The sequence below is a fragment of the Burkholderia humptydooensis genome, from assembly GCF_001513745.1.
GTDB lineage: Bacteria > Pseudomonadota > Gammaproteobacteria > Burkholderiales > Burkholderiaceae > Burkholderia > Burkholderia humptydooensis.
This window is the reverse complement of sequence record NZ_CP013382.1, coordinates 2,143,727-2,160,910: the sequence shown is the minus strand read 5'-3', so window position 1 is coordinate 2,160,910 and position 17,184 is coordinate 2,143,727. Positions and strand designations below refer to the sequence as shown.

At 68.7% G+C, this 17,184-nt stretch carries 6 protein-coding genes; 5 read left to right on the top strand and 1 reads right to left on the bottom strand.

The features are described from left to right. Window positions 1-4: 4 nt before the first annotated feature. The 3 genes from asnB (at window position 5) to AQ610_RS28385 (ending at window position 7,019) form a co-directional block, all read left to right on the top strand. Complete coding sequence (asnB, locus tag AQ610_RS28395) at window positions 5-1,897, top strand: asparagine synthase (glutamine-hydrolyzing) (RefSeq protein WP_009917097.1); 1,893 nt, start codon at window positions 5-7, stop codon at window positions 1,895-1,897. Window positions 1,898-2,056: 159 nt separating this feature from the next. After that, on the top strand, window positions 2,057-5,443 hold the full coding sequence (locus AQ610_RS28390) for a non-ribosomal peptide synthetase (protein ID WP_006029588.1): 3,387 nt from the start codon (window positions 2,057-2,059) through the stop codon (window positions 5,441-5,443). After that, window positions 5,427-7,019 (top strand): amino acid adenylation domain-containing protein, encoded by a 1,593-nt coding sequence (locus tag AQ610_RS28385; RefSeq protein WP_231749009.1) that lies wholly within the window; start codon window positions 5,427-5,429, stop codon window positions 7,017-7,019. Before AQ610_RS28390 ends, AQ610_RS28385 begins: the two co-directional genes overlap by 17 nt. On the opposite strand, the gene AQ610_RS37740 is transcribed toward AQ610_RS28385, so the two are convergent. Then, on the bottom strand, window positions 7,013-7,468 hold the full coding sequence (locus AQ610_RS37740) for a hypothetical protein (RefSeq protein WP_231749008.1): 456 nt from the start codon (window positions 7,466-7,468) through the stop codon (window positions 7,013-7,015). The genes AQ610_RS28385 and AQ610_RS37740 overlap by 7 nt on opposite strands. A gap of 59 nt (window positions 7,469-7,527) precedes the next feature. Between AQ610_RS37740 and AQ610_RS37735 the strand changes: the two genes are divergently transcribed. Next, window positions 7,528-7,905 (top strand): phytanoyl-CoA dioxygenase family protein, encoded by a 378-nt coding sequence (locus AQ610_RS37735; protein ID WP_231749007.1) that lies wholly within the window; start codon window positions 7,528-7,530, stop codon window positions 7,903-7,905. After that, window positions 7,902-17,183 (top strand): non-ribosomal peptide synthetase, encoded by a 9,282-nt coding sequence (locus tag AQ610_RS28375; protein WP_080595278.1) that lies wholly within the window; start codon window positions 7,902-7,904, stop codon window positions 17,181-17,183. The genes AQ610_RS37735 and AQ610_RS28375 overlap by 4 nt, the downstream gene beginning before the upstream one ends. The last annotated feature ends 1 nt before the right edge of the window (window position 17,184 follow it).

The following is a 17,184-nucleotide window of genomic DNA, read 5'->3' as shown; positions in this document are numbered from 1 at the left end:
CACCATGTGCGGATTCGTCGTCGTCTGTCATCGTGAGGCAGCCGTGCCGATCGAGCGGATCGGCCACGCGCTCGACACGCTGCGCCATCGCGGTCCCGACGGTCGCGCGCTATGGCGCGCGGACGACGCGCGCAGCGCGATGGGATTCCACCGTCTCGCGCTGGTCGGGCCCGCTCACGAGATGCAGCCGTTTCACGCCGGCGACGTGCATGTCGTGGTCAACGGCGAACTGTACGGACACGCGGCGCTGCGGCGCGAGTTGACCGCGCGCGGCGCGCGGTTCTCGACGCAATCCGATTGCGAAGTGATGCTGCACGGCTACCGGCGCGACGGCATCGACTTCGTGCGGCGGCTGAACGGCGAATTCGCCGGCGTGATCTGGGACCAGCGCGCGCGGACGTTATACGCGATGCGCGATCAATGGGGCGTGAAGCCGCTCTATTACCGCATCGACGGCGACGGCATCCTTCTCGCGTCCGAGATCAGGGCGCTGGCCGCGCTCGGCGCGCACTTGCGCTGGAACCACGGCGCGCTGTTCCAGCATTGTTTCGCGTCGCTTGGACCGGCTCAGACCTTGTTCGACGGCATTCATCAGGTGCCGCCGGGTCATGTGCTCGAATGGGATGCGCAGGGTTGGCGCGTGACGCCCTACGAACCGGCGGCCGACGATGCGTTGCCGCGCGATCCGCGCGACCCCGTGCGCGCGCTGATGCCGGCGTTGCGCACGCGGCTCGACCATGCCGTGCGCGACCGGCTGGAGGGCGACGCGCCGATTGCCTGCTATCTGAGCGGCGGCGTTGATTCCGCGACGCTTGCGGCGCTGGCGGTCCGCCACCGGCCCGACGGACTGGCGGCTTTCACCGTGGATTTCGGCGCCCATGCCGACGATGCGGCCGGCGCGGCGGCGATCGCGTCGAGTCTCGGCATCCAGCATCAGGTCCTGCCGTTCGACGAACAGCAACTCGTCGCGCATTTCGAGGACGCGGTGCGGCACGCGGAGACCATCGGTTTCAATTTCATCGGGTCCGCGCGCTGGATGCTCGGCCGGGCGGTTGCCGCGAGCGGCTACAAGGCCGTGCTCGCGGGCGACGGCGCCGACGAACTGTTCGGCGGGTATGGCTTCTCCGTGATGGACGGCCTGTTCAGCGGCTCGCCGCGTCAGCGCGACCTGATCACGCATGTACTCGAGAGCGGTCGCGCGGCGCTCGCGGCGGAGCTTGGCCAGGCTCTGCCGCTCTTCGGGCTGGACGTCGCGCGCCATGGCGATATCGCGCCTTACCTCGTGACCAGTTGGAACTATCAGCGCAGCGGCATGCGCCTGCTGCTCGCGCAGCCGTTTCTCGAGCAGTTTCGCGAGCACAACCCGTACGACATGCTGCTGGATGCGACGGGCGGCTTCAGCGACCCGTCGAGGTCAACCATGCGCCGGTCGCTGCAGCTATGGCGCAAGTCGCTGTTCGTGAATCACATCCTGGTATCGGAGCGGCTGGACATGGCGCATGGACTCGAGACGCGCTACCCGTATCTGGACCATCGCGTCGCCGCTGTCGCGGATGCGCTGCCGGATGCGTGGCTCGCCGACGATGCGCGCGACAAGCGTTTTCTCAGGACCGCGGTCGCGTCGTTGACGCCCGAGTGCGCGCGTCGCGCGCCGAAGCGGCCGTTCGAGGCGCCGCCGATCTCGGCGCGGCGAAGCGGCGCGTTCCAGCGCTACTGGCAGGACGTGCTGCATAGCGACGTGGCGCGGCACTCGTCGATTTTCGACCATCGACGGCTGCTGTGGCTGGACAGCCTGCTGCCGTCGCTGTCCAGAAAATCGCAGGAACGGGTCGACAGCTTTTTGATGATGGCGCTCAGCTTCTTCGCGTTGCAGCGATGTTTCGGCGTGGCCGGCTGAGGGACGGACCGGGGACCGCGCTGCCGCCGCGTCGTTGTGCCGTGGCGGACGGCGATCCTGGAGGGGAATACGGGCGGTGGTGCGCATCGCCCGTCGAATTGATTGGATTGGTCGCGCGCGGGCCGGGCGGGTTCGGCGCGGCCTCATTGGGAATCGATCATGAGCAATCTGGATACATTGTTGTTGTCTGCCGACCAGCGCGAACGCTACCGGGCGTTGCTCGCGGAACGACGCCTCGCGGATCCCGGCGGGCAGGGCATCGCCCCGCGCGCGCCGGGCCAGCGCATCCCCCTCACCAGCTACCAGGAACCGCTGTGGTTCATCGACCGGTACGAGGGCGGCGATACCGCGCATAACGTCGTGTATCCGATGGGCCTGCCCGAGGAAGAGATCGACGAACCGGCGCTCCTGCAGGCGATCGGCCGCATGATCGAGCGCCACGAGATCCTGCGCACGACGTTCCGGCAGGACGACGCCGGCGCCGTGCAGATCGTGCATGAGAGCTGGCCGCCCGCGCTCGATCGCGTCGATCTGCGGCCGCTGCCGGATGCGCTGAAGGAAGCAACGGGATGGAAGCTCGTCGACAAGGAGGCGGCCCACCAGTTCGATCTCGAACAGGGCCCGCTGATCCGCTTCACGCTGCTGATCGTCGCGCCGAACAAGAATGTGCTGATCGTGTCGCTGCATCACATCGTATGCGACACATGGTCGGTGGCGATCATCGATCGCGAGATCCGCACGCATTACGATGACATCGTGAACGGGCGTCCGTGCTCGCTGCCGCCTGTGGCGGCACAGTTCGGCGACTATGCGATCTGGCAGCGCGAGCAGATCGCGCGCGGCGCGCACGCGCAGCATGTCGACTACTGGGTCGAGCGGCTCGCCGAGGCGCCGCCGCTGCAGCTCGAGACCGATTTCCCCGCGCCGGAGCGGCGCAGTCACCGGGCGGCCAACAGCCTCGTGCTGATCGAGCCGGATCTGCTGGAGAAAGTCAATGCGTACGCGAGAAGCCATGGCGTCACGCTCTACATGGTCTTGCTGAGCGCGTTCAAGATCATGCTGGCGCGCCATACGGGACAGTCCGATATCGTGGTCGGCACGCCACATGCGAACCGCGAACTGGATGTGATGCGCGACGTGATCGGTTTCACGATCAATTCGCTCGCGCTGCGCACCGAACTCGACGGCAATCCGACCTTCGAGGACGCGGTGCGGCGCGTGAGCACGAGCGCGCTGCAAGCGTACGAGCACCAGGCGGCGCCGTTCCAGTCGGTGGTCGAGGCGCTGGGCGTGCGGGGCAAGGGCGAGCGGCTCAGCCGCTATTCGCTGTTGCGCGTGTTCTTTTCGGTTCAGAACATCAAGTGGGCGGATATCGGCCTGCCTCAGATCAATACCGGGAAGCTGCACGACAAGCCGCGCTTCACTGTGCCGCACCCGACCACGAAATACGACATCTATATGTACCTGCGCGAGCGCGACGGCAAGGTGCTGGGGGGCGTCGAGTACGACACGGAACTGTTCGCGCCGAGCCGTATCGAGCGGATGATCCGGCATTTCCTGCGCATTCTCGAACAGGGGGTGACAAACCCGGGCACGGCGATTCACGCGCTTGCGATGCTCTCGGAGGACGAGGTTCGCGCGCTGTGTCCGGCGCCGCGCCCCGGTCCGCGCGACGCCGAGCCGCCGGCGGCGATCCACGCGTGGTTCGAGCGGATGGCGACGCGCTGGGCCGATCGCCCCGCGCTGATCGACGGCGAGCGGGTCGTGACATACCAGGCGCTGGCGGATGCCAGCGCGAGGCTCGCCGGCGTCGCGCCGCTCGCGGGGCTGGCGCCGGAGCAGCGGGTCGGCTTGCTCGCGGACCGTTCGATCCCGATGGTCGAGACAGTGCTCGCGGTGCTGCGCGCGGGCGGCGTGTGCGCGATGCTTGATCACAGCGCGCCGGCGCTCCGGATCGGGGATGCGGTGCGCGCGCACGGCATCGTTACGCTGCTGTGCGACCCGCTTCCGGAAGCCGCGGGAAACCTGCCGGGCGACGCGATCACGCTCGATGCGCTGGCCGCGCGCGCGTCCGCCGCGCCCGCGCCTGGGGCACGCCGCGTATTCGCCGAACAGACGGCCTTCGTCTTCATGACGTCGGGTTCGACCGGCGTGCCGAACGCGGTTGAGTTGACGCATGCGGGCGTGTTGAACGGGCAGTTGCCGCAGACGTGCCCGCATCCGATTGGTCCCGGCGACCGGCTGCTGATGACCGCGCCGACCAGCTCGGCGCGACTCGTCGGCGAATTGCTGTGGCCGCTCCTCAACGGCGCGACTGTAGTGATGTGTCGCCCGGGCGGGCATCAGGACCCCGTCTATCTGGGCGAGCTTCTGCAACAGCAGCGGATCACCCACTTCAGCGTATTGCCCCAGGTGTTGACGGCTTTGCTGGACGACCGGGTGCTGGCCCGTTGCCCCGATCTCAAGCTGGTGTACTGCGTCGGACAGTCGCTTGAGCAGCAACTGGCGGCGCGGTTTGTCGCGATGTCGGGCGCGACGCTCTACAACAGCTATGCGCAGACGGAAGCGTGCCCGGTGACGTTCCATTCGTGCGACGGTGCGGCCGACGCGGGGCTCGCGCCGGTCGGCCGCGTTGCGCCGCACACAGCGGTCTACGTGCTCGATGCGTACCTGCGGCCGGTGCCGACCGGCGTGACCGGACAGATCGCGATTGCGGGCGACCTGCTGGCGAGGGGCTATATGGGGAATCCGCGTCTCACGGCGGAAAAGTTCGTGCCCAATCCGTTCGGCGCGCCGGGCAGCCGCATGTATCGCAGCGGCGACCTCGGCTCATGGGACGAGGAAGCGCGACTTGCGTTGCGCGGGCGCAGCGACCAGCGCGTGAAAATCCGCGGCTACCGGATCGATCTCGGCGAAATCGAGCATGCGCTGATGTCGATCGACGGCGTCGACGAGGCGGCGGCCGTCGTGTCGTCCGATCTGCGCGGCGAGCCGGCGATTGCCGCTTTCATTCGCGCGCGGCCGCTGCCGGTGGAACAGCGCAAGGGGATCGCGCAACTGCTCAAGGCGCGTTTCCCGGTGCGCCGGAAAGATGTGCAGGCGCCGCTCGCCGATCAACTGCGCGCCATCCTGCAGGCCCGACTGCCGTTCTACATGGTGCCGGCGCGCATCACGCAACTCGATGCGCTGCCGCGCGGTCGGACCGGGAAGGTGGATCGCGTCGCGCTGGCCGCATACGGCGCCGGTCCGGCGGCGCCGACGAGCACGCCCGAAGGGGCGCCGCGCACGGAGCACGAGCGCGTGCTGGTCGCGATCTGGCGCGACGTGCTCGACCTGCCCGCCGACCGGCCGTTCGGCATTTATGACAGCTTCTTCGAACTGGGCGGCCACTCGCTGAGCGCGGTCAAGATCGTGCGTCGGATCCAGGCGGAACTGAACGTGAAGCTCGACATTCGCAATGTGTTCGAAGCGGTCACGATCGCGGGGCTGGGCGACCTGATCGAGTGGACGGTCGGCGCCGACAGCTTCGATGACGTCGAGCTGTGAGCGGGCGGGCGACATGCTGACGAACGTGGACCGCAACCGGACGGCGCGGCGCGTGCCGTACATTCACCGGTTCGAGGAAACGGCGCGGACGCACCCGTCGGCGATCGCGGCTGAAGACGCGGCCCGGCGCGTGACCTACGCCGAGCTGGACGGATTGGCGAATCGCTTCGCGCACGAAATGCGGCGGCTGGGCGCGGGGCGCGGTGCGATCGTCGCGATTTCGCGCGGGCGCGATGTCGTGATGCTTGCCGCGATCCTGGCGACCTTCAAGTGCGGCGCGGCCTATCTGCCGATCGATCCCGGCGCGCCCGCCCAGCGCAAGCGGTACATGCTGGCACGTTGCGCATGTACGCTGATGCTGGCGGATGCGCATGCAGACCACGCGATCGATCCGAATCGCGCCGTCACGGTCGTCGATCCCGCGGCGTGGCTGGCGTCGGGTCCGCAAGCCGGCCACGCGCTGCCCGACGTGACCCTCGACGATCCCGCCTACGTGATCTTCACGTCGGGCTCGACCGGCGAGCCGAAGGGCGCGCTGCTGTCGCAGGCGAACCTGGTCAATCACCTGTGGGCGAAGATCGACGATCTCGGCCTTCATGCGGGCGACCGGATCGCGCAGACCGCGCCGTGCGCGTTCGATCTGTCGGTCTGGCAGTTTCTGGCGGCGGGACTGGTCGGCGCGCGCGTGACGGTCGTGGCGCAGGACGCGGTCGCGCATCCGCCGGCGCTGCTGGATGCGCTGGCGCGCGCGAACGTGACCGTGCTGCAGGCGGTGCCGAGCTATCTGGCGACGCTGCTCGATGTCGTGGCGCGGCATCGCGCGCGCGCGCCCGACACGCTGCGCATCATGGTGACGGCGGGGGAGAGCCTGCCGATCGCGGTAGCGCGTCGCTGGTTCGACGTCAGCGACGCGCCGCTCGTCAATGCGTACGGCCCGACCGAGTGCGGCGTGGACGTCACGCATCACGTGATGACATGCGCGCCGGACGGCGACGCCGTGCCGATCGGCCGCGCGATCCCGGGCGCCGAACTGCATGTCGTGGATGCCGATCTTGCGCCCGTGGCGGACGGCGACGCGGGTGAGCTGCTGATCGGCGGCGTGGCGACGGGCGTCGGCTACATCGACGCGCCGGCACAGACGGCCACATCATTCGTCGCGGTGCCGTTCGCGCGGGGGCGCTTCTATCGGACGGGCGACCGGGTCAGGCGACGCGGCGGTGGCGTCTATGAATTCCTGGGTCGGCTCGATCTGCAGATCAAGCTGCGCGGCCATCGGATCGAACCCGAGGAAATCGAAGCGGTGCTGCTGCGGGACCCGCACGTGCGCGCGGCTGTCGTGATGCTTTACCGCGATGGCGAGCGTGCCGAGCTGGCGGCGCTCGTCGAGCGCGCGGAGCCGGATCTGCCCGTCGACGCGCTGCGCGAAGCGTGCCGCGCGCGTCTGGCGGCGGCGCTGCCCGCGTACATGACGCCGCAACTGATTGAAATCGTGTTTGCGATACCGCTCAACGAACGCGGCAAGACGGACCGGGCCGCGGCGACGCGACTCCTGCGCGCGTTGAATCCGTTTCAGTGAAAGTCCAATCCATGAACCTGTTCGACCGCATCTTCCATCGCCTTGTCGAATGCGATTTCCTGTACCGGAACGTCCTGAATCGCCGTCCGACGCGCGAGTACCGCCATCACCGCGCCGTGCTGTGCGACGAGGGACGCCGGATCCTGAAGGCGTTGAACGACGACGGCGTGGCGATCTCGCATGTGAGCCGCTTCGCCGGAATGCAGCCGCTGTTCGACGCATTGCGCGAGCAGGCGTGTCGGGCCGAGTCGCAACGCCGCAAGCGCGTGCCCGCGAACTCCGACCAGGCGCGGGTCTATGCATTCATGTCGAACGTGCTGGGTTCGTACCCGCGCTTCAATCCCGATAGCGTGTACGCGCGTTTCGCGTGCCAGGCCCCGTTCCTCGAAATCATCAACGCGTACTTCGACATGTTCGTTCAGTTGAGAAAGTACGCGGTATTCCGGCATTCGGGGGCGGGCTGTCCGAGAACGGCAAGTGGCATCGCGATGGACGGTGCGATACGTCGGTGGTGCGTCTGTTTGCCTACTTCGCCGATGTCGGCGCAGGCAATGGCGCGATGCGCTACGCGCGCGGCACGCACCGCAAGGGCGCGCAGGGCAGCCGGATCGAGATTGCGCCGGCGAGCCTCGATCGGCAGGCCGTCTCGTGCGACGGCCCGGCGGGCACGCTGGTTTTCGCCGATACGCGCGGCTATCACCGCGCGGGCGATTTCACGCAGGGCGAACGCTGGGTGTTCAACGGCGTGTTCACGTCGCCCGGCTTCGGGGCCGACTATTTCACGCGTACCGGGAAGCGGCGTCCGGTACGCGGAAACCCCTTGTCGTGGGCGCTGTCGAGCCCGCTCACGCTGACCGACAACTTCGCACCAGACCAATCACGATGAACGAGCGAAACAGCCCGTCTTTCGGTTCCCGCCACGCCGACGAAGCGCCCCTGTCCTGGGGGCAAAAGCAGATGTACCGCGCGATGCGGATCGATCGCGACGCGGCCCATTTCCACATGACCGATGTGCTGGCGCTGCAGGGCGACGTCGATCTGCCGCGGCTCGCGCGCAGCCTGGCCGATACGTTTGCCAGCCATGCGACGCTACATCTGCGCTTCGTGCCGTGCGCGGACGACGACGACGGCGTCGCGCAGCGCTTCGACGACATCGCGCCGATCGAGTGCCCGGTGCACGACTGGTCCGGCCTGCCGCCCGGCGAGGCGGCGGCGCGATTCGCGGCGCTGCGCGTCCGGTTCCGGGAAACGCCTTTCGATTTGGCCGCCGCCCCGCTGTTCCGATACGCGCTGGTGCGCCTGTCATCGCGCGACAGTTGCCTGTTGCTCACGGTGCATCATCTGCTGGCCGACGACTGGTCGATGGGACTGCTGCACCGGGAACTCGCGGCCCGCTATGCCGGACGCGATCCGGCGCGCCCCGCGCGGGACGATGGCGGCGCGCGCTATCTACGCTTCGCCCGGCGCCAGCACGCGTGGTTGCGCTCCGACGAGGGCGCGCGCGCGGTCGCGTATTGGGCCGACCGCCTTGGCGCGCTGCCCGCCCAGCTTGCGCTGCCGGTCGATCGGCAGCGCAGCGTCGCGGGCGCGCCGCGCAAGCGGACCCTGACGGGCGTGCTGCCCGTCACGGCGACGCGCCAGTTGCACGCGCTCGCCCGTGCCACGCATGCGACCTTGTTTTCGATCCTGCTGGCCGCCTACGACGTGCTGTTGTGGCGCCTGTCCCGCTGCGAACGCGTGCCGGTCGCGACGCTGGTCGCGAATCGCGGCGACGGCGAATTCGACGATACGGTCGGCCTTTTCTTCAACACGATCGTCCTCGTCTCGGACGTGCGGCCGGATCAGCCGTTCCGCGACTTCGCCGCGCGAGTGGCCGAGATCACGCTCGAAGGCATGGCGCGGCAGCAGGTTCCGTTCCAGTACCTCGTCGAACGGCTGTGCCCCGTCAGGGATCCCGCGCGGGTGCCGTTTACGCAGGCGCTGTTCGCGTTCATGAATGCGTCGGGGCCGCGTCTGCGGCTCGGCGACGTGGCGCTCGCGCAGTTGGGCGGCATCGACGCGGGATCGACCTACGACCTGAAGCTGACCGCGTATGAAAAAGACGCGGCCGTGGAGGTGGTGTTCGAATACGACGCGAGCGTCGTCGAGCCGTCGACGGCGCAGGCCTGGCTCGACGTGTATCTGCGAATGCTCATGGATGCCGCGCGGGAACCCGATACGCCGCTCACTCATCTCGGCTGGACGCGGCGCGATTCGATCGCGTCCAGGATGGCGGGCGATACGGACGTGCTGGACGACTGGGGCGTCCCGGTGCCCGCTGGTTTTGTCGGGCAGTTGTGCCGGTTCGACGATCCGTCGGCCGCGCCGGTGCGCCTGGGCGTGCCGGCGCGGCGGCTGGCGGACCTCAGTGTGCGGACGCTGGACACGCGGCCGGCGCATTACGACGTCGACGGCGGCCGCATCGACATCGACGCGGTCGAACGGTGCGCGCGCGCTGTGACGGGGGTGCGTCGCGCGCTGCTGACGCACGATGTCGAACACGGGCTGGTCATGCATCTCATGGTGGACGAGGCGGCATTCGCGCTCGCCGTGCTGCGTCGCGCGCTGTTCGCGTCGTTGCCGATGCATGGCGTGCCGTCGCGATTTCGCGTCGTGCCGTGGATCGTCGAGCAGGTCGGCGGCGCGCCCGACCTCGATGAATTGTGGCGGGTCGGGCGCGATGCGGACGACGCGTCGCGCAAGCGCCCGCCGAGGGATGCGCACGAGGCGGCGGTGTTGCGCATCTGGGCGGACGCGCTACGCTTTCCCGAACTCGGCGCGGAGGACGATTTCTTCGCTGTGGGCGGCAACTCGCTGTCCGCTGCGCTGATCGTCGCCGAGGTCAACCGGGAGTTCGGCTGTACGTCGACGCTTCAGCAGTTGTTCGACGCACGCACGGTCGCGCGCTTTGCCGTCATGGCCGCGCAGCGCCGAGAGGACGCCGCCCGCGGCGCCTGGTACATGCAGCCGGACGCACGCAGTGACGAGTGGACCCGCATCGAAGAGGATGGCAGCCTGTCGTACCCGGTTTCCGAGGCGCAGGCGCGGATGTGGGTGCTCGACCGCCTGCCCGATGTGTCGGACCGTTACGTGATGAAGACCGCCTACCGGATCGACGGCGCGCTCGACGTGAGCGCGATGCGCGCGTCGTTCGCGGCGCTGGTGCGGCGGCACGAACAGTTGAGGGCGGTGTTTCGGGCGGTGGGCGGTGAGATCCGGCAATGCCTGCTGCCGACCGGCGCGGTGCGCCTCGATGAAGCGCGCTGGGAGGGCGAGACGCCTTCAGGCGATGCGCCGCCCGCGCACCTGATCCAGGACCTCGATGCGGCGTTCGATCTGGGCAGCGGGCCGCTGATCCGGGCGCGGCTCGTGCACACCAACGATCCGAAGGTGCATTACCTGTACGTCGCGCTTCATCACATCGTGGCGGATGGCTGGTCGATGGGGGTGATCGTCGACGACTGGCTGCGGCTTTACTCGGGCCGCGACGCGCTTCCCGTCCTGCCCGCAGAGTATCGGGACTATTGCTGCTGGCGGCGCTCGGACGAGGCGCGGCAGGCCGTCGATGCGGACCTGCGTTACTGGCGCGACCATCTGGGCGGCGCGCGCGGCGAACTGGCGTTGCCGGCACGGACGGCGGAGCCGGGTGCCGGCCCGCGCGCCGGTCATCATTCGTTCCGCTTGTCCGCAGTGCTGTGCGAGGGGCTTGGCAGGATCGCCGCCGCGCACGGCGCGTCGATTCACGCCATCCTGCTGGCCGGGTTTGCGATCGTGCTGTCGCGATACAGCGGCCAGAGCGATCTGTGCATCGGCGCGCCGGTCGCGAACCGCGATCAGGAAGGGACCGCGCCGATCGTGGGGCTGTTCGTCAATACCGTCGTGCTGCGGATGCGGATCGATGCGGGGCGCTCGCTCGCCGATCTGCTCGCGGCGACCCGGGACACGGTCATCGATGCGCTTGCGCACGCAGGCGCGCCGTTCGAGGAAGTCGTGCAGGCGCTGCAGCCGCAGCGGCATCTCGATGCGTCGCCGCTGTTCGAGGCCATGTTCGCGTTTCAGGCGTTTCCGCCGTCGGTGTCGGCGCCGGACGGCCTGACGCTGCGAGGTATCGCGCAACGCACGCAGCAGGCGAAGTTCAAGCTGAGCGGCACGGTGACGCTCGGAGCGGGCATCGGCTACGGCGAATTCGAGTTCCGCGAGGATCTGCTCGATCCGGCGATGATCGGGCGTCTGGCGGCCGATTATGTGTCGATGCTCGAGCAATGGGCAGCGCATCCCGACGCTGGAATCCTGGCGCTGACGCCGCACACGGCGCGCGTGTCGCCGGTCGCGCCGGTTTCCGCCGATGAGGCCGGATTGGGCGGCGTGCGCGCGCTGTGCGAGATCGTCAGCCGGCAGGCGCGCCGTGTGCCGGACCAGCCGGCGCTGCGCGATCGCGCGACGACACTCTCTTATGCCGAACTCGATGCTGGCGCGAATCGCGTGGCCGCGCGGTTGCGGGCGCAACGTGTGGGCGCGGGTTCGCGCATCGGCCTGGGCGTACCGCGCTCGGCCGATGCGATCGTCTGTCTGCTCGGTATTTTGCGCGCGGGCGCGGCTTACAGCCCGATGGACATGCAGGCCTGCGCGTCGGACTGGCGTGAGCACGCAAGCGACGCTGGCCTCCACGCGATCGTGCTGGCCGGACCGGCTGGCGCGGGCCTCGACGGCGTGCGCACGATCGCGCTCGACTATCTGGTTGCGCCGATGGCCGATGGACCGGCCGCGGTGATTGCATCGGGAACCGCTCAGGCGAGCGCGGTGGTCTTTCGCACCTCGGGATCGACAGGCCGGCCGAAGTGCGTGACGGTGCCGCATCAGGGCGTGCTCGCGCTGATTGCGTGGGCGTGTGGCGCGTATGCCGCGCGCGAATATCGCAACAGCACGTTCGCGACCGCATTGACGTTCGATGTGTCGCTGTTCGAGATGTTCACGCCCTGGGCGCTGGGCGGCTGCGCGACGATGCTGGAGAGTCTGCAGGTCGTGCCAGAGGCGGACGCCCCGCTGACCTGCGTGAGCGGCACGCCGTCGCACGTCGCGATGCTGCTCGACCGGGGAGACTTCCCGGCGGGCGCCGCGACGCTGAACGTCGCGGGCGAGCCGCTGCCGCGCAGGCTGGTCGAACGGATCTTTGCGCAGACGGACGTACAGCGCGTCGTCAATCTGTATGGTCCCACCGAATGCTCGATCTACGCGAGCGTCGAGGATATCCGGCGCGCCACATTCGACGGCGCGGTGGGCATCGGCCGTCCCCATCCGCACGCCGCGCTGTATCTCGTGGACGACGCTCTGTCGGAAATGCCCGCGGGCGTGCCGGGGGAGATCTGCATAGGCGGGAGCGGGCTCGCCCACGGTTATGCCGGACAACCCGCGCTCACGGCCGAGCACTTCATTCCCGATCCCTTTGCCGGCGAACCGGGCGCGAGGATGTACCGCACGCGCGATCTGGGCCGGGTCGACGAGCGCGGCCATGTTGCTTATCTGGGGCGCGCCAATGGCGTCCGGAAACTGCGCGGCGTGTGGGTCAATTTCCATGATCTGACCGCGGACGTGCGCGCGTGCGACGGCGTGAGCGACGCGGTGGTGCTGCCGATCGCATCCGGCGACGACGAGGACGACGCGCGCGTGATCGCGTTCTGCGTGCCCGAAGCGGGCGCGATCCTCGATGAAACGACGCTGCGACAGGCGTTCCGGGCGCGCGTGGCGCGCACCCGCCCGCTCGCGTACGGCCGCCTCGTCAATCGCTTCATCGCGCTCGATGCACTGCCGCTGACGCCGAACGGCAAGGTCGACGTCCACCTGCTCGCACAGTGGGAATGGCGCGCGAGGCCCGAGCCACGGGTGCCGTTCGCGCCGTCGGACCCGTTCGGACACCTGCTGCGCGACGCATGGCGAAACGCGCTGAAGCGGGACGACATTGCGCAAACCGATGATTTCTTCGCGTTGGGCGGTCATTCGTTGCTCGCGCTGCGCATGCTGGCGGAACTGGAACGGGCGACGGGGCTCGCGCTGCCGCTCGTGCACGTGTTCGAATTCCCCGTGTTTGCCGAGTTCGCGGCGCAGGCGGACGCGCTCGCGCGAGCCGGCGGGGCGTCGCAGCCGGGACGGGACGGCATCCGCCCGATCGCGCGCGGCGGACATCTCCCCGTGACGAGCGCGCAGCGGCGCATGTGGTTTCTGGATCAACTCGACCCGGGCGCGACGCACTACAACGTGTCGGTCGTCCTGCGCGTGCAGGGCGTGACGGACGATGCGCGGTTTCTGTGCGCGATCCGCGCGTGCCTTCAGCGTCACGAGGTGTTCAGGACGTCATTTCATTTCGTCGACGGCGAGGTCGTCGCGCAGCTCGACGATACGCATGTTCCCGATCTGGCGTGTGAGGACTGGTCGACGCTGACGGAGCTCGAGCAGCGCAAGAACGAAGCCGCATGGCGCGCGATGCAGGCGTCGCATCGTTTCGATTTGCGTCGTCCGGGGCTGTTCCGGCTGCAGGTGGCGCGTCTGTCCGAGCAGACGCGGCTGCTGGCGCTGGTGCTGCATCACGTCATCACGGATGCCGATTCGATCTCGCTGCTGGTCGACGAGATCGGCCAGCAGTATGCGCAACCGGCCAGACTCGCCGCGCCCGCCATTCAATACGTCGACTACGCGGCATGGGCGCGCGCGCGTGCGCGCGGCCCCGCGCACGATGCGCATCTGGCGTACTGGCGTGAGCAGTTGCGCGACTGTCCCGAGTTCCTGTCGCTGCCCGCTGATTACCCGCGCGACGCGACGATGCGACACGATGGCGCGACGCATGCGTTCCTGATCGGACGGGACGAGCTGGAGCAGGTGGGCGGCCTGCTGGCCGGGCTGCGCGTCTCGCGCTTTGTCGGCCTGCTCGCGTTGTTCAAGCTGGCGGTGCATCGCTACGCGGGCAGTCGGGACATCTGTATCGGCACACCCGTGACGAATCGTCAGGTCGTGTCGACCCGCGCGATGCAGGGCTTCTTTGTCGATACGCTGCCGCTGCGCACGCGCTTTTCGCCGAGTGATACGCTGGCCGGCTTCATCAGGCGCGTGCATGCCGTCTGGGTCGATGCCTTCCGTCACCAGGAGCCCGGCCTCGAGGCGATTGTCGCGGACCGGCAGTCCGAGCGCGTGCCCGGATATCACCCGTTGTTCCAGCTCGCGTTCGCGCATACGGATGAGGCGCTCGCGACAAACGACGCGCACGGGCTGCGCTGGCGTGTGTCACAGGGTGGCCGTTACGCGACGCCGTTCGACCTGACCTGCCATTGCAACGAAACGCCGGACGGCATGTGGGTGACGCTCGAATACAAGACCGCGCTGTACGCACCGGCAAGCATCGCCGCGTTTGGCGCGCACCTGCGGCGCTTGCTGAGCTGTCTGGCGACGCATCTCGACGTGCCGCTCGCCGCGTTGCCGGGCGTCGATGTCGGCGCCTCCGTGGCCGCGCCGGCCGTGCGCGACGCCCGGTTGACCGACGGATTCGCACGCCACGCGAAGGCGAATCCCGATGCGATCGCGGTCAAGACCGTCTCGGGCGAATTCAGCTATGCGACGCTCGACGCCGATTCGAATCGACTCGCGCGCCGCTTGCTGGCGGATGGCCTGCAACCGGGCGAGTGCGTCGCGCTCTGCGTGGAGCGCGACTATCCGCTGATCGTCGCGCTGCTGGCCGTCAGCAAGGCGGCGGGCTGCTTCGTGCCATTCGACAGCGACGTGCCGGCGCTGCGTCTGCGCGGCATCATTGCGCAGCATCGCATCACCCGGCTCGTGTCGACCCACGCGATCGTCGCGCGCTGGTCGCCGGAAGCGACGCAGTCGATGCGCGATGTCTGCCTGTACGACGTCGGGACGCAACGGGGTCCGTCCGCGCCGGGCGAATTCGGGGCAGTCGTGACCGCGCGGGACTGGGCCGACGCGCGCCCGTTGCCCGTCTCCGTCGCGCACGATGCGTCGCACGCCGCCTATGTCATCTTCACGAGCGGCTCCACCGGCGCGCCGAAGGGCGTGATGATCGGGCACGCGGCAGCGTGCGCCACGCTCGACTGGATCAACACGCGGTTCCAGGTCGCCGCCGGCGACCGGCTGATGTGGTGCGCGTCGCCAGGGTTTGATCTGTCCGTTTACGACGTGTTCGGCGTGCTGGGGGCGGGCGCCACGGTTTGCGTGGCCGATCGCGGCATGCTGTTCGACCCGACCGTCCTGGCCGCCTATCTGACGCACTGGAACGTGTCGATGTGGGATTCCGCGCCGGCCGTGCTGCAGTTCGCGCTCGCTGGCTGCGAAGTGCTGGGAGACGCATTCCGCAGCGAGACGATGCGGCTCGTCATGCTGAGCGGCGACCGGATTCCGGTCACGTTGCCGGCCGACGGCAGCCGGCATTTTCCGAACGCGCACTGGTACGCGCTGGGCGGCGCGACCGAAGCGGCGATCTGGTCGAACTTCCATGACATCGGCCGGGCGGAGGCGGCGCGGGCGATGCGCTGGCAGCGCGCGGTTCCCTATGGGCGCGCATTCGGCGCGGCAGCGTATTTCGTGCTGGATGACGATCTGCGGATCTGCCCGGACGGCGTCGAAGGCGAGCTGTATATCGGCGGCGGTTGTCTCGCGGATGGCTACCTCGGCGCCCCTGCGCTGACTGCGGAGCGATTCATTCCGGATCCCTTCGCGGCGTCCGGGCGGCTTTATCGCACCGGCGACCGGGTCAGGCGCGATGCATCGGGGACGCTATGGATACTGGGCCGGACCGATACGCAGATCAAGTTGCGCGGTTATCGGATCGAACTCGGCGAAGTCGAAAGCGCCATCCAGCGGATGCCGGAGGTGCGCGCCGCGCTGGCGCTGATGGACGCCGACCGGCAGGAGATTCGCGCCTATGTCCAACTCACTGGGCCGGGCGCGCTCGACGACGCGCAGGTGCTGAGTTATCTCGGCGCGCGGCTGCCGCACTACATGGTTCCGGCGTCGGTTCATTTCATCGACGCATGGCCGACGACGGTCAACGGCAAGGTCGACCGCGAGCGGCTTGCGTCCGATCACGGCAGGGCGGCCAGCCGCAGTCCGCGAACCGCGTTCAGTACGCTGGCGGGCCGGCTCGCGACGCTATGGGAAGAAGTGCTGGGCACCCCCGTTGAAGACATGGAAAAGAGCTTCTTCCACTACGGCGGAACTTCGTTGATGGCGGTGCGGATAATTGGTCTCGTCAATGAACGGCTCGGCGCGGCATTGCAGGTCATCGACGTCTTTCGCTATCCGACGCCGACCCGGCTCGCGATGCGGATCGCCGCGCCCGACGCGCAGCCGCCGTCCCGGCCGGCGTCGCCCGCCGACCCGGCGGTGGTCAGCGTCTGGAAGGCCGGAGACGGTCGCACGCCGATGCTGATCTTCATCGCGCCGCCTGGGACCGACGGCGCCTGCTATGCGGCGTTGATGGACGAGTTGCGGGCCTGGCCAGGCGGGCTTGGCACGGTTGCGCTCACGTTGCCGCTGTTGCGACGGTGGCGCGATGGCGCGGAGCAGTCGGTGGGCGCGCTGTGCCGACTGATGGCGGCCGCGCTCGCGGAGGCCGGAATCGAACGCGCGATACCGTGCGGATGGTCGTTCGGCGGCATGCTGGCGGCGAATCTGCTGGGCTGGGCCGATGCGTCTCGGTTGACGCTGTCGTCGCCCGCGCTGCTGATCGATGCGTTCGGCGTAATGGATGCGGTCGGCGGCGGGGCCGGGCAGCCCGACGCGGCGCGCGAGACGTTCGACGCGGTGGCGGGATTGCTGTCCGATGCGATCGACGGTGCAGCCCTGGCCGAATTGCGCGAGGCATCCGTCGCTCTCCTGCAGGTGGGCGCGACAGGCGGACATGAGGTAACGACGCCCTGCATCGCGCTCCTCGAAAGCGCGGGTCCGGCGCACGTCAGCGCGTCGTCGAGCTGGCCGAGGACGGCTTTGTTGCACGTGCATGCGCTTGACGCGCATCACTACGCGCTGCTGCGCCGGCCCTGGGTGCAGGAGGTGGCGTCGTGGATCATGACGTCCCTCGATCACGATGCGGCACATGGGATGCCAGTGACGGAGTCGATCTGAA